Below are 13,769 nucleotides of genomic sequence, written 5' to 3'. Positions count from 1 at the left end.
GTCCGGAATGAGGGCGCACTGGGTCCCGTTGCAGCCCAGGTGACGCCGGGACCCGACGAGACGCTGGCCGTCCTGCGCAACCTGGGCGTGCGGCCGGAGGACGCCGACCTGACGGCGGTGCAGTTCTCCACCGCCTTCTGCGGCCCGTGCCGGGCCACGCGGGCGCGCCTGCAGCAGCTGGAGCGCACCCGCCCGGGGCTGGCGTACGTCCACGTGGACGCCGAGAGCCACCTCGACGCCGTCCGGGCGCTGGAGGTCACGGCGACGCCGACGGTGATCTGGCTGGACCGCGCCGGCGCGGTCGTCGCGCGGGGCACCGGCGCGCCGCGACCGGCGGAGCTGGCCGCCCTGGCCGACACCCACACCGGCGCACGACGGTGATCCGCTACCCTGCCGCCGTGGGCACCCTGCTGACCTCGCGCCGCACAGTCGACCTGTGCCGTGTCGGCAGCAGCCTCTGTCCGGCTCGCTGAGCCCCTCCCGCGCCTCGATCCCCCCGGGTCTGAGCTGCCCCCTCGTCGGCCCACGCGCCGCAGCGGGCACCGGCCGGGCGCACTGCACGGAACCCCACCCACCGTCCCACCTGATGGAGGAACCACACCCATGAGCCGTACCGACGTGCTCGTCACCGCAGACTGGGCCCAGGAGCACCTGGGTCAGCCCGGCATCGTCTTCGTCGAGGTCGACGAGGACACCAGCGCCTACGACAAGGGCCACATCGAGGGCGCGGTCAAGCTGGACTGGAAGACCGACCTCCAGGACGCCGAGTCCCGCGACTTCGTCGACCGTGAGGGCTTCAGCGCCCTGCTGTCGGCCAAGGGCATCGCCAACGACGACACCGTCGTGCTCTACGGCGGCAACAACAACTGGTTCGCCGCCTACGCGTACTGGTACTTCAAGGTCTACGGCCACCGCGACGTCAAGCTGATCGACGGCGGCCGCAAGAAGTGGGAGCTCGACAGCCGCCCGCTGTCCGCCGACGCCGTCGAGCGCCCGGCGACCCAGTACGCCGCCGGTGAGCCCGACGCCTCCATCCGCGCCTTCCGCGACGAGGTCGTCGACGCCATCGGCGCCAAGAACCTGGTCGACGTCCGCTCGCCCGACGAGTTCGCCGGCAAGCTGACCGCCCCCGCGCACCTCCCGCAGGAGGGTGCCCAGCGCGCCGGGCACATCCCGACCGCGGTGAACGTGCCGTGGAGCAAGGCGGCCAACGAGGACGGCACCTTCAAGAGCGACGAGGAGCTCGCGAAGCTGTACGCCGACGCCGGCCTCGACACCGCCAAGGACACCATCGCCTACTGCCGCATCGGTGAGCGCTCGAGCCACACCTGGTTCGTGCTGCGCGAGCTGCTCGGCCACCAGAACGTCAAGAACTACGACGGCTCCTGGACCGAGTACGGCTCCCTGGTCGGCGTCCCGATCGCGAAGGGCGCCTGACCGTGTGCGGGGCCCCCGAGCAGGGTGGCGGTCTCGCCGGCGTGGACCTGACGACCCAGACGGTCATCCAGGGGCAGGTCTGGCACGACGGGTCGCCGGTCGCCGGCGCCTACGTCCGGCTGCTCGACGCGACCGACGAGTTCACCGCCGAGGTGGTGACCAGCCCGGAGGGGCACTTCCGGTTCTTCGCCGCCCCCGGCGAGTGGACGCTCCGGTCGCTGTCGCCGGTCGGCCGGGCCGAGCGCAGCATCGCCGCCGACGTCGGCCTGAACGAGACGACGCTGGCCATCGTGTGAGGACCCTCTTGCCCCCCGCCCTTCGCAGGCTCAGGGCGGGACCCTGCAAGAGGGCCAGGCCGGACAGGGCCCGCCTCCCCTCGGGGAGGCGGGCCCTGTCGCGTCAGCGGGCCGGGACGCCGTAGCGGTTCGTGGCGATCGTCCCGTGCGGGTCGAGGGCGGACTTGAGCCGGGCCAGCAGCGCCCGGGCCCCCGGGTCGGGGTCGAGCCGGTCGACCCAGGCGGCGTGGTCGACGTCGAGCCGGTAGGGGCGGAAGCCGGCCTCGGCGAACAGCTCGTGGGCGAGGTCGAGGGCGGCGTGCACCCGGTCCCGGTCGGCCGCGGTGAAGCGCACCGACATGACGAAGTCCGCGTAGTCGGTGCTCAGCACGTGCACGACCGAGCCGAACCGCACCCCGGTCTCGGCGGCGATCCGCTCCTTGAGCCCGTGCGCGCTGGCCACGTCGGCGCCGGTCATCGGCACCAGCGGGAGGAAGAACAGCCAGCCGTGCCCGCTCGCGTCGAGCCCGGCGGGGGTGGTGCCGAAGGTCTTCTCGAACACCGCGTCGTTGCGGCTCGGGTCGCCGGCGAAGTCGTGCGCGACGTCGACGTCCACGAGGTCGCGGTCCTCGTCGGAGGCGGACACGGCGACGAACGCGCCGCTGGCGTGCGCCTCGTCGACCAGGAGCTGCACCAGGGTGTCGATCGTCCGCTCGGTGCCGTCCACGCAGAGGTGGGCGACGAACTGCCCGGCCGACCCGTCGCCGCCGTAGCGGGTGGTGGCGGCGGCGTCGTAGACCTTGGGCACGGCGTCGACCAGCCCGGCGACCAGCCAGTCGCGGATGGCGTCCATCGCCGGCACCAGCCCGGCGTCGGTGAAGCGCAGCCGCACCACCCGCTGGGCCTGCGGCCGGGGGAGCAGCCGGACGGCGGCGGCGGTGACGATGCCCAGGTCGGACTGGACGAACAGGTCGGCCAGCCCCGGGCCGAGACCGTGCGGGTAGACCGGCGTGTGCCGCTCGGCGTCGGGCCACCAGCCGACCCGCACGAGCTCGCCGTCGGGGAGCAGCACCTCCAGGCCCAGGACGTCGTCGGTGCGCTGGGCCCGGAAGCCGACGCCGCGCTCGAGGGCGTTGCCGATGACGCTGGTGGTGGAGGCGGAGTTGGTCACGTTGAGCATCCGGGAGGTGCCGGCCAGGCAGGCGGCGAGCTGCCCCTGGGTGACCCCGGGCTCGATGACCGCCCAGCCGCGGTCGACGTCCAGGGCGCGGACCTCGGCCAGGTCGCCCAGGTCGAGGGTCACCACGTCGTCGTGCGCCGGCTCGCGGGAGCCCAGGCCCCAGTTGTGGCCGGTGCTGATCGCCTGCAGCCCGCAGGCGCCGGGGAACCGGTCGAAGACCTGGACGACCCGGCGGGCCTCGGCGACCGTGCGGGGACGCAGCACGCCGAGGACGTCGCGGGTGCGGGACATGCTGACGTTGGCGCCGCGGACCAGCGGGACAGCGGTGCCGGTCCCGTCGACGTGGTGGCGCGCCCGCGCCGGGCCGACGACGGCGGTGGCGGCCCGCAGCGCCTCGGCGGTCGCGGTGCCGACCGTGCTGGTGCTGGTCGGGGTGGTCACCGGGGTCTCGGTGGCGGTCATCGGCGGGTGCGCTCCTCGGGTGGCGGGACCGCACGGGGGAGGGTCCGGCGCACGCTGCGCGCCCGCCCCCGGCGAGGTCCGGGACAGCTTGATCGAGGGAGGGCTCGCTGTCAGTGACCGACGCGGGGACACTGCCCGGACGGCGGTCGCCCACCCGGGTGAGGCGGTGGCGCCCCGTCGTCGCGCTCAGCCCGGTGGCCGCAGCCCGAGCAGGCCGGCGAGGTCGGCCATGGCGTCGTCGGGGGACAGCCCCCGGAGCCGAGGTGGTGCGGGCGACCGCTCAGGCCGGGACGGCGACCGGGAAGGGCACGTCGTCCGCCGGCACCGGCCGGCTGAACAGGTAGCCCTGCGCCTGGTCGCAGCCCAGTGCGCGCAGCGCCTGGTGCTCGGCCGGGGACTCCACGCCCTCGGCCACCGCGATCAGCCCCATGGCGTGGGCGAGGTGCACGCAGCTGGCCACGATCGCCCGGTCCCCGTCGTCGGTGGTCATGCCGGCCACGAAGGAGCGGTCGATCTTCAGCTCGTCGACCGGGAACTGCTTGAGGTAGGTGAAGCTGGAGTACCCGGTGCCGAAGTCGTCGACGGCGAGCAGCACGCCCAGCGACCGGAGCGCCTGCAGGGTGCCCAGCGCCGACTCGGGGTCGCTCATCAGCGCCGTCTCGGTGATCTCCAGGACCAGTCGGGAGGCCGGCAGCCCGGCCCGGGCCAGGACGCCGGCCACCCGGGTGACCAGGTCGCCGTCGGCCAGCTGGCGGGCGGAGACGTTGACCGCCACCTGCAGCCCGGGGGCCACGCCCGCGGCGTCCCACCGGACGGCCTGGGCGACGGCCTCGGTGAGCACCCACGCGCCCAGCTCGCGGATGACCCCGGACTCCTCGGCGGCGTCGATGAAGTCCATCGGCTGCAGCAGCCCGCGGGTGGGGTGCTGCCAGCGGACCAGCGCCTCGACACCGCTGATCGCGCCGGTGGGCAGGTGCATGCGGGGTTGGTAGTGCAGGCGCAGCTCGCCGTCACGGATGGCGCCGCGCAGGTGCTCCAGCAGCACCAGCCGGTCGGCCGCGGGGTCGGGGCTGCCGGGGACGTGCGCCTCCCAGCGCCCCCGTCCCTGGCTCTTGGCCCGGTACATCGCCGTGTCGGCCCGGCGGAGCACCAGGTCGGCGGCGGTCGCGACGTCGGCGGGGGCGACGGGCACCTCGGCCGCGCAGCTGCCGAGGCTGGCGGCGATCACGACCTCCACGCCCTGCAGGACGACCGGCTCGGCGAGCACGTCGAGCAGCCGCGCGGCGACGGTCCTCGTGCCGGCGGGGGAGACGTCGTCCAGGACGACGAACTCGTCGCCGGCCAGGCGGGCGACGTCGGCGCCGGCGCGGGAGGCGTCCTCCAGGCGGCGGGCGACCACCCGCAGCAGCTCGTCGCCGCTGCTGTGGCCCAGCCCGTCGTTGACGGCCTTGAACCCGTCGAGGTCGATGAAGAACACGGTGGGCACGGCCGTCCCGGGCCCGGTGGCGTCGGCGCCGCAGCGGCCGAGCCGGCCGTGCAGGGCGTGCAGCAGCCCGGGCCGGTTGAGCAGACCGGTCAGCGAGTCGTGGTGGACCAGCTCGGTCAGCGCGGCCTCCGCCGCGGCGATCCGGGCCTGGGACTCCTCGGCCCGCCGGCGGGCGGTGAGCAGCTCCTCCTCGTACCGGCGGCGCTGCTGGGCGTCCACCAGCACGATGCGGGTCTCCGGCGCCGGCAGCCCCTCGGTCACCCGCGTCGCGCTCAGCAGCGCGGGGTGGCGCTCGCCGTCGACCCCGATCACCTGTACGGACGCCTCGGCGATCCGGCCGGTGACCATCAGCTGCGGCAGCGCGTGCGTGGTGTGCAGGACCCGGTCGCCGATCGGCAGCAGCGCGGTGAACGGCCGGCCGAGCAGGTCGGCGGCCGCGTGGCCGGTCCATGCGCAGAACGTGGCGTTCGCGGCGGTGATGAGCCCGTCGTCGTCCAGCAGCAGGTGGCTGCCGGGGGCGTGCTCCCACAGGTCCGCGTAGTCCGGTGTCACGGCGTGAGCAGGTGGGCGCGGATGGCCGCTGCGGTCTCCTCGGGTGCGCTGATGTGCGGGCAGTGGCCCAGCGCCTGCAGCTGCACCAGGGTCGAGCCGGCCAGCTGGTCGTGCAGGTACCCGGCGACCGGGGCCGGCACCATCGCGTCGGCCCGGCACTGCATGACCACGGTCGGCACCGTCACCTGCGGCAGCAGCGGCCGGTAGTCGGTGGTGAACATGGTGCCCAGCAGCTGGCGGGCGACGTCGGGGTTGACCCGGCAGAAGCTCGCGGTCAGCCGCTCGCCGTGCTCCGGGGCCTCGGGCGTGCCCATGATGACCGGGGCCATCGCCTCGGCCCAGGTGAAGTAGTTGCTGTCCAGCGCGCCGGCGACCTCGGTCATGTCGGCGTCGGAGAAGCCGCCGTCGTAGCCGGTGACCGGGTCCTGCAGGAAGTAGGGGTTGGCGGCCACCAGGACCAGCTGCCGGAAGCGCTGCGGCTCCTCGATCGCGGCCAGCACGGCCATCATCGTGCTCACGCTGTGCGCCACGAGGGTGACGTCGCGCAGGTCCAGCTCGGCACAGATGGCCAGGATGTCGTCGGCGTGGCCGTCGAGCGTGGCGTACCGCTGCGGGTCGTAGGCGGAGAAGTCGGACTGCCCGTAGCCCATCAGGTCGTAGCGGACGACGTGGTGGTCGTCGCCGAAGTACGGCACGACGCCGTCCCACATGCCCTGGTCGCAGCCGAAGCCGTGGGCGAAGAGGACCGCGGGTGCGTCCGCGGGGCCGGTCCAGGTCACGTTGAGCCGCGCCGTCACCGGTCCGGTCGCGGGCTGTGCGGGTCGCAGCGCGGCGTCGATCGACACCAGGTCACCTCGTCGGGTCTGCGGATCCACGTGGCTGGAGATCCGTCGTGCCCCACGGATGTCGGCGGCCGGGCGGCGGCACTTGAGCCGGGCACCCCGCGCGGGTGAGCCGACCTCCCCCCGGTGCGTCGCGGGGGGCCGGATTACGGTGGCGGCATGGGTCTGGTCTCCGCCTGGGTGCTCGTCACCCTCACCGGGCTGACTGCGCTGGGCTTCGCCGCCTCCGCGTGGCGGCTCACCCGCACCGAGTCGGAGCGGGGGGACGCCCGATGAGCGCGCCCGTCCCGCCCGGCCTGCCCGACGGCCCGGCCGCCGGGCCGACCGAGCTGCCGGTGCCCGACACCGTCGACGTCCGCACCGGCCCCGAGGTCGCCCACGAGCTGCTCTCGGTGCTGCCGCTGCTGGGCGAGTGGCACGGCGAGGGCCAGGCCGCCGGCACCGGCGGCGACCACCGCTTCGGCCAGTGGATCCGCTTCGCCCACGACGGGCGCGACTTCCTGTCCTACGAGTCGCGCACCTGGCGGCTCACCGACGACGGCCGGGTGGCCGGCCCCGACACCCGCGAGTCGGGCTTCTGGCGGCCCCGCGGCGACGACGAGGTCGAGCTGCTGGTGAGCTCCCCGGCCGGCCTGGTCGAGATCTACGTCGGCACCGCCCGGACGACGACCAGCTGGGAGCTGACCAGCGACGTGCTGGCCCGCACCCCCGACCACCCCGACGTCAGCCGGGCCACCCGCCTCTACGGCATCGTCGACGGCGCGCTGATGTACGCCGTCGACCGCGCGGCGACCGACCAGCCGCTGCGCCCCACCATGTCCGCCCGACTGGAACGGATCCGATGACCACCGCAGCTGCTCCCACCACCCCGCGGCAGGTCGCCGACGCCTACGTCGAGGCCGTCTGCGACCTCGACCCGATCGTCGCCACCGGGCTGGGCAACCGCCCCGGCGACGACCGCCTCCCCGACACCACCCCGGCCGGGCAGGAGGCCGAGGCCGAGCTGATGCGCTCGACGCTGGCCGAGCTGGACCGGGTGCTCGCCGCGGACCCGTCGCTGGAGCAGGACCCGATCGAGCGGCGCTGCGCCCGGCTGCTGCGCGAGCGGCTCACCGCCGCCCTCGCCCTGCACGAGGCCGGTGAGGGCCTGCGCGCGGTGTCCAACCTGTTCTCGCCGGTGCAGTCGATCCGCTCGGTGTTCTCGATGATGCCGACCGCGACGCCGGCGGACTGGGCGGTCGTGGCCCGCCGGCTGGTGCGGGTGCCCGCGGCCTACCGCGGCTACCAGGAGTCGCTCACCGCCGGGGCCGAGCGCGGGCTGTTCGCCGCCCCGCGGCAGGTGCACACCGTGATCGGCCAGCTCGACGCCTGGCTCGAGGGCCCCTACTTCGCCGGCTTCGTCGCCGACGGGCCCGACGAGCTGCGCGCGGACCTGGACGCCGCCGCGGCGGCCGCCGACGCAGCGGTCGCCGCCGTCCGCGACTTCCTGCGCGACACCTACGCCCCGCAGTGCGAGGGCACGCCCGACGCCGTCGGCCGGGAGCGCTACGCGCGCTTCGCCCGCTCGTGGAACGGCTCGGACCTGGGATCGGGCAGCGGGCTGGAGGACGCCTACGCCTGGGGCTGGGCCGAGCACCAGCGGATCCTGGTGCAGCAGCGCGAGCTGGCCGAGCAGGTGCTCCCGGGGTCGACCCCGATGGAGGCCATGCGCTGGCTGGGGGAGAACGGCGAGGCCGTCGACGGCGTCGACGCGATCCGCGAGCGGCTGCAGGCGATGATGGACGAGGCGATCGAGGCCCTCGACGGCGTCCACTTCGACATCGCCGGGCCGCTGCGCCGGGTCGAGTCGATGATCGCCCCGCCCGGCAGCGCGGCCGCGCCGTACTACACCCGCCCGTCGCTGGACTTCTCCCGGCCCGGCCGCACCTGGCTGCCCACGCTGGGCAAGGAGCGCTTCCCGCTGTGGGACCTGGTGTCGACCTGGTACCACGAGGGCGTCCCGGGCCACCACCTGCAGCTCGCGCAGTGGGTGCACGTCGCCGGTGACCTGTCGAACTACCAGACCACCCTGGGCGGGGTGAGCGCGAACCTCGAGGGCTGGGCGCTCTACGCCGAGCGGCTGATGGACGAGCTGGGCTTCCTGTCCGACCCCGGCGCGCGGCTGGGCTACCTGGACGCCCAGCAGATGCGCGCCGTCCGGGTGGTCGTCGACATCGGCATGCACCTGGAGCTGCCGGTCCCCGACGACGCCGAGGGCGCGGTCGCCGAGCACCGCGGGCAGCCCTGGACGCCGGAGCTGGCCCGGGCCTTCTTCGGCGAGAACTGCGGCCGGGACGCCGACTTCCTCGACAGCGAGCTGGTGCGCTACCTCGGCATGCCCGGGCAGGCGATCAGCTACAAGCTGGGGGAGCGGGCGTGGCTGGAGGGCCGGGCCGCCGCCCGGGCCGCGCGGGGTGCGGACTTCGACCTCAAGGCGTGGCACATGGCCGCGCTGTCGCAGGGCAGCCTCGGCCTCGACGACCTGGCCGCCGAGCTCGCCCAGCTGTAGCAGTCCGGCCCCCTCGCAGGCGCCCGCCGCGCGCTCGCGCGTGGTGGGGGGCGAGGGGGTCCTTCCTCAGTCGGGGGCGTCGCTGGGGGCAGGGTTGACCTGGTCGGCGTCCCAGGTGGTGCGCTGCTTCTTGTCGGCGGGGGCGGTCTCCAGCCCCTCGGCGGCCAGGACGTCGGCGATGCAGCCGGCGCTGCCACCGACGTAGGTGGTGACCAGGTCGATGTCGGTGACCACGCACCAGGCGCGGTCGGCCGGCCACCACACGTTGGCGCTCTGCTCGAACGGCTCGGCGGCCATGTTCTCCGCGGCCAGCCCGATCGGGCCGTTGATCAGCCAGTACTCGCGGCCGGGCAGCGCCAGGGTCGGGTGGTCGGTGATGACCGCGCCGCCCTGGGCGACGGCGAACCAGCAGACGTCGGGGGTCGTCGTCCAGCGGGTGAGGACGGCGACGAGCCGCTCGGCGACCGGGGCCGGCAGGTGGCCGCGGGCGGGTGCGCCGTGCCAGAGCGGGGCCTGGTCGTCGTTCTCGAAGTACTCCATCGCCCCAGTGACCGAGCCCCACTGCATGAGCGGGTGGGCGGTGGTGCCGTTGGCCGCTGCGACCGAGGCCCAGGGGACCTCGACGTCGTCGTCGCCGACGTAGCGCACGGCAGGGTGGAACACCCGGGCGAAGGCCTCGAACGAGGCGGGCACCAGAGCGGCGACGGTGCCCGGCGTGGCGGCCTGCGCGGACTCGGCGAGCCAGATGCCGGCGGAGGTGTCCAGGGCGACGGACCGGCCGGTGAACTGCACGTCGGACCTCCCCGGACAAACGGACAACCCCCAGGCTGCTCCGTGGCGCTGGACCCCACCGTAGTGGGGGAGCTGCGCACGGGCCGACTGGACAACGTCGGCAGCCTGGGGGTCGGGTGACTGTCCGGTTCTCGCTCGCCGCCATCGACGGACGGGCGGGATTGCCGCTGCTCAGTGCACGTGGGTCTTCCACGGGTCCTGAGCGGGCGGCCCATCTGGACGGCGGCTAGCGGACAGCCACCTCACGCGTCCTGTAAGTCATCAACTTCGGGACCACCTCCTCTCTCGTGTACCTCGACGGTACGACGCGATCGGGGGCCCCGCAACGACCTTTTTCAGCCCTCGGCGGACGGCCGCTGGTAGACGTCCGGGATGCCGTCGGCGTCCTCGTCGCGGGCCTCCTGCTCGGCGATCAGCCGGTAGCGGCGGTCGCGCAGCCGGAGGACCACGGCAGCCAGCAGCGCGGCCAGCAGCGTGCCGGTGAGGACACCGACCTTGACGTGCTCGTCGCGCAGGGAGCCCGCCCCGAAGGCCAGCTCGCCGATGAGCAGCGAGACCGTGAAGCCCATCCCGCCCAGCATCGCCAGGCCGATCACGTCGGGCCAGCCCAGCTCGGGGTCCAGCTCGGCCCGGGTGAACCGGGAGACCAGCCAGGTGGCCCCGGCGATGCCCACGGTCTTGCCGGCGACCAGGCCGACGACGATGCCGATGGCCACGCTGTCGGACAGCGCGGACCCCAGCCCGGAGAGCCCGCCCACGGTGACCCCGGCGGAGAAGAACGCGAACACCGGGACGGCGAGCCCCTGCGAGATCGGCCGCACCCGGTGCTCGAGGTGCTCGGCCAGCCCGGGCCCCGCGTCCGGGCCGCCGGCGGCCTCGCTGCGCACGACGGGCACGGTGAAGGCCAGCAGCACGCCGGCCACGGTCGCGTGCACACCGGACTCGTGCATGAGCACCCAGGCGACCAGGGCCAGCGGGAGCAACAGGTACCAGGAGCGGATCCGCCTCTGCACCAGCACGCCGAACAGCGCGATCGGCACCAGGGACAGCAGCAGCGGCACCACCTGCAGGGTGGACGTGTAGAAGACGGCGATGATCGTGATGGCCAACAGGTCGTCGACGATCGCCAGGGTGAGCAGGAACGTGCGCAGCCCGGTGGGCAGGTGCGTGCTGATGACCGCGAGCACCGCCAGGGCGAAGGCGATGTCGGTCGCGGTGGGGATCGCCCAGCCGGTCAGCGCGCCGTCGCCGGTGCGCAGGTTGACCAGCACGTAGAACAGCGCCGGCACGGCCATGCCGCCCACCGCCGCGGCCACCGGCAGCGCGGCCTTGCGCGGGTCGCGGAGGTCGCCGGCGACGAACTCGCGCTTGAGCTCGAGCCCGGCGACGAAGAAGAAGACCGCCAGCAGGCCGTCGGCGGCCCAGGTGCCCAGCGACAGGTCCAGGTGCAGGCCGAACAGGTCCGAGGGGCCCACCACGAGGTCGCGCAGCGACGCGTAGGAGTCCGACCAGGGGGTGTTGGCCCAGACCAGCGCGATCAGCGCACCGATCATGAGCAGGACGCCGCCGACCGTCTCCTTGCGCAGGACGTCGGCGATGCGGGTGGCTTCGCGGTACGAGCCGCGGGCGAACAGGGTGCTGGGCACGGGGGCGGCTCCGGGGTGCGGGGTCGGCTGAGGAGTTGCCGACCAGACTTCCCGGCGCACCGGTTGCGACCCTACCGGGCCAGGAGCTCCCGCACCCGCTGGGACAGCCCGGCGTCGCCGCGCTCGACGCCGTCCAGCCGGGTCACCGGGGCGGCACCGCGGATGCCCGACAGCAGCCACACGGCGTCGGCGGCGTGCAGGTCGGCGACGGTGCCCGGGGTGACCGCGGTCGGCCAGCCGTCGGCCTCCGCGCGGGCGAACAGCCGGGCCTGGGTGGTGCCGGCGAGGATGCCGGTCTCGACCGGTGGGGTGTGCAGCCCGCCGCCGGCGGCCCACACGACCGTCGAGGTCGGGCCCTCGAGCACCCGGTCCTCCAGCGAGGTGAACACGACGTCGTCGGCGCCGACGGAGTGCGCGTGCCGGCCGGCGGCCATGTTCACCGCGTAGGACAGCGTCTTCGCCCCGCCCAGCAGCCACGGCGCACCCGCCCGGAAGTCGGCGGGGAGGCCGAGCGACAGCGTGACGACGCCGACGCCCTCGGTGCGCTGCCGGATCGTCTCGGCCGGGACGGCGGCCAGGAGCGCGAGCAGTGTGGGCGGGGTGCCGTCGCCCAGCCCGCGGGTGAGGAACACGCGGCACGCGCCCTCGACGTCGGCCGGCCAGCTGGCGACCGCCGCGGCCACCACGGCCCGCACCGCGTCGTCCCCGGGATGGGCGAGGCCCAGCAGGCCCGCCGAGCGCCGCAACCGGGTCAGGTGGTCGTCCAGGTGCGGCGTGGCGCCCCCGGCGACCAGCGCGGACTCGAAGACGCCGTCGCCGCGGCCCAGACCCAGGTCGAACGCGGTGACCACCGGCTCGTCCGGGGCGACCTCGGTCGCCGCACCGTTCCGCCAGACCGCCACCCGAGGACTCGTCACCCGGTCCACCCTGCCATCCGCGATCTAGGCTCGGCAGCGTGTCCGGACCGGAGAGCGCCCCACCGCTGGCCGCAGAGCTGCGCTCCCGGGGCCTGCGGCTGACCAGTCAGCGGCAGCGGGTGCTCGCCGCGGTGTCCGCGCTGGAGCACGGCACCCCGGAGGAGATCGGCGCGCGGCTGCGCGCCGACGCCGGCCCCGACGGCGCCGCGCCCGACACCTCCACCGTCTACCGCGCGCTGGAGCTGCTCGAGAAGCTCGGGCTGGTCTGGCACACCCACCTGGGCAAGGGGGCGCCGATCTACCACGCCGGGCAGCAGCACCGGCACGTGCACGTGGTCTGCCAGACCTGCGGCGAGATCAGCTCGGTCGACCCGGGGGTGCTCGACGGGGCGGCGGAACGTCTGAGGGCCGAGCTGGGTTTCAGCCTGGACGTGGGCCACGTGGCGCTGTCCGGCACCTGCCGAGCCTGCACGGAGGAGAAGGAGAAGCCATGAGCTCCCCATTGCTGCAGCACCCCGGCGCCGTCGCCCTGGACCAGGAGGCGGCCACCGTCGCCGCCCACTACGGCGAGCCGCTGCCCGAGCAGCGCCGGCTGGCCGAGGGGGCCGGGCTGGTCGACCGCAGCGACCGCGACGTGCTCGTCGTCCCGGGCGCCGACCGGCTGAGCTGGCTGCACAGCCTCACCAGTCAGCACCTGGAGCGCCTCGGCGACGCCACCGGCTCCGAGGCGCTGGTGCTCTCCCCGCAGGGCCACGTCGAGCACCACGTCGTCCTCACCGAGCTCGACGGCACCACCTGGGGCGACGTCGAGCCGGGCACGGGTGCCGCGCTGGTGACCTTCCTGCAGCGGATGCGCTTCATGCTGCGGGTCGACCCGGCGCTGGCCACCGACGCGTGGGCGCTGCTGTCGCTGGTCGGGCCGCGCGGCGACGAGGTGCTCACCGCTGCGGGCTGGCCGGTGCCGGCCGCGCCGTACGCGGTCGCACCGCTGGAGGGCGGTGGCTGGGTGCGCCGGATGCCCGCGATCGGCGACGGGACGGCGGCGGTGGTCGACCTGCTCGTGCCGCGCGCCGAGCTCGCCGCCCGGGCCGACCAGCTGCTGGCCGCCGGCGCCGTGCTCGCCGGGGTCGACGCCTACGAGGCGCTGCGGGTCGAGGCCCGCCGTCCCCGGGCCGGGGTCGACTCCGACCACCGCACGATCCCCAACGAGCTCGAGTGGCTGCAGACCGCCGTCCACCTCGAGAAGGGGTGCTACCGGGGCCAGGAGACCGTCGCCCGGGTGCACAACCTGGGGCGCCCGCCCCGCCGGCTGGTGCTGCTGCACCTGGACGGCATGAGCGAGACGCTGCCCCGCCCCGGGACGCCGGTCACCGCCGGCACCCGTGAGGTCGGTCGGCTCGGCACCGCCGTGCGCCACCACGAGCTGGGCGTGATCGCCCTCGCCCTGGTCAAGCAGTCGCTGGCCCCCGACGCGGCGCTCAAGGTCGGTGAGGCGACCGCCGCGGTCGACCCCGACGACACCCCCGCCGAGCTCGACGACACCCGGGCGGCGGCCCGCGACCGCGTCCGGGCGGTCCGGTCTGCGACGATCGGCCGGTGACCCGGGGCACGCACTTCGCCCCGGCGCTCCTC

13 protein-coding genes are annotated in these 13,769 nt (G+C 74.9%); 7 read left to right on the top strand and 6 right to left on the bottom strand.

What is annotated here, in order from left to right:
• Positions 1 to 39 precede the first annotated feature (39 nt).
• The 3 genes from ACGBYP_RS08410 (at position 40) to ACGBYP_RS08400 (ending at position 1,733) form a co-directional block, all read left to right on the top strand.
• Entirely contained in the window at positions 40 to 381 is a 342-nt protein-coding gene (locus ACGBYP_RS08410) for a thioredoxin family protein (RefSeq protein ID WP_411582928.1), read from the top strand.
• A 222-nt stretch (positions 382 to 603) separates the two neighbouring features.
• On the top strand, positions 604 to 1,437 hold the full coding sequence (locus ACGBYP_RS08405) for a sulfurtransferase (RefSeq protein WP_411582927.1): 834 nt from the start codon (positions 604 to 606) through the stop codon (positions 1,435 to 1,437).
• Positions 1,438 to 1,439: 2 nt separating this feature from the next.
• The gene (locus ACGBYP_RS08400; RefSeq protein WP_411582925.1) at positions 1,440 to 1,733 is read left to right on the top strand and encodes a DUF1416 domain-containing protein; all 294 of its coding nucleotides are present in this window, start codon (positions 1,440 to 1,442) and stop codon (positions 1,731 to 1,733) included.
• Between the two features lie 103 nt (positions 1,734 to 1,836).
• Here the strand turns inward: ACGBYP_RS08400 and ACGBYP_RS08395 are convergent, their stop codons facing one another.
• The 3 genes from ACGBYP_RS08395 to ACGBYP_RS08385 form a co-directional block, all read right to left on the bottom strand.
• Positions 1,837 to 3,354: an FAD-binding oxidoreductase gene (locus tag ACGBYP_RS08395; RefSeq protein WP_411582923.1), complete on the bottom strand. Its 1,518-nt coding sequence runs from the start codon at positions 3,352 to 3,354 to the stop codon at positions 1,837 to 1,839.
• A 280-nt stretch (positions 3,355 to 3,634) separates the two neighbouring features.
• Positions 3,635 to 5,392 (bottom strand): putative bifunctional diguanylate cyclase/phosphodiesterase, encoded by a 1,758-nt coding sequence (locus ACGBYP_RS08390; RefSeq protein WP_411582921.1) that lies wholly within the window; start codon positions 5,390 to 5,392, stop codon positions 3,635 to 3,637.
• Complete coding sequence (locus ACGBYP_RS08385; RefSeq protein WP_411582919.1) at positions 5,389 to 6,237, bottom strand: alpha/beta fold hydrolase; 849 nt, start codon at positions 6,235 to 6,237, stop codon at positions 5,389 to 5,391. Before ACGBYP_RS08385 ends, ACGBYP_RS08390 begins: the two co-directional genes overlap by 4 nt.
• 269 nt (positions 6,238 to 6,506) lie before the next feature.
• On the opposite strand from ACGBYP_RS08385, the gene ACGBYP_RS08380 reads away from it, so the two are divergent.
• Positions 6,507 to 7,079: an FABP family protein gene (locus ACGBYP_RS08380; RefSeq protein WP_411582917.1), complete on the top strand. Its 573-nt coding sequence runs from the start codon at positions 6,507 to 6,509 to the stop codon at positions 7,077 to 7,079.
• Positions 7,076 to 8,782: a DUF885 domain-containing protein gene (locus ACGBYP_RS08375; protein ID WP_411582915.1), complete on the top strand. Its 1,707-nt coding sequence runs from the start codon at positions 7,076 to 7,078 to the stop codon at positions 8,780 to 8,782. Before ACGBYP_RS08380 ends, ACGBYP_RS08375 begins: the two co-directional genes overlap by 4 nt.
• 66 nt (positions 8,783 to 8,848) lie before the next feature.
• On the opposite strand, the gene ACGBYP_RS08370 is transcribed toward ACGBYP_RS08375, so the two are convergent.
• The 3 genes from ACGBYP_RS08370 to ACGBYP_RS08360 all read right to left on the bottom strand — a co-directional run bounded on the left by ACGBYP_RS08370 (position 8,849) and on the right by ACGBYP_RS08360 (position 12,137).
• Positions 8,849 to 9,574 carry a hypothetical protein gene (locus tag ACGBYP_RS08370; protein WP_411582913.1) on the bottom strand — a complete coding sequence of 242 codons (726 nt, stop codon included), beginning with the start codon at positions 9,572 to 9,574 and terminating at the stop codon, positions 8,849 to 8,851.
• Positions 9,575 to 9,909: 335 nt separating this feature from the next.
• Entirely contained in the window at positions 9,910 to 11,220 is a 1,311-nt protein-coding gene (nhaA, locus tag ACGBYP_RS08365) for a Na+/H+ antiporter NhaA (RefSeq protein ID WP_411582911.1), read from the bottom strand.
• A 71-nt stretch (positions 11,221 to 11,291) separates the two neighbouring features.
• A complete protein-coding gene (locus ACGBYP_RS08360) occupies positions 11,292 to 12,137 on the bottom strand; it encodes an aminotransferase class IV (protein ID WP_411582909.1) in 846 nt (281 codons plus the stop codon).
• A gap of 38 nt (positions 12,138 to 12,175) precedes the next feature.
• Between ACGBYP_RS08360 and ACGBYP_RS08355 the strand changes: the two genes are divergently transcribed.
• The gene (locus ACGBYP_RS08355; protein ID WP_411582908.1) at positions 12,176 to 12,631 is read left to right on the top strand and encodes a Fur family transcriptional regulator; all 456 of its coding nucleotides are present in this window, start codon (positions 12,176 to 12,178) and stop codon (positions 12,629 to 12,631) included.
• The gene (locus ACGBYP_RS08350; protein ID WP_411582906.1) at positions 12,628 to 13,737 is read left to right on the top strand and encodes a YgfZ/GcvT domain-containing protein; all 1,110 of its coding nucleotides are present in this window, start codon (positions 12,628 to 12,630) and stop codon (positions 13,735 to 13,737) included. The genes ACGBYP_RS08355 and ACGBYP_RS08350 overlap by 4 nt, the downstream gene beginning before the upstream one ends.
• Positions 13,738 to 13,769 lie beyond the last annotated feature (32 nt).

It is taken from the genome of Modestobacter sp. SSW1-42 (assembly GCF_046635825.1).
GTDB lineage: Bacteria > Actinomycetota > Actinomycetes > Mycobacteriales > Geodermatophilaceae > Modestobacter.
This window is presented reverse-complemented; position numbering and strand designations above follow the sequence as displayed.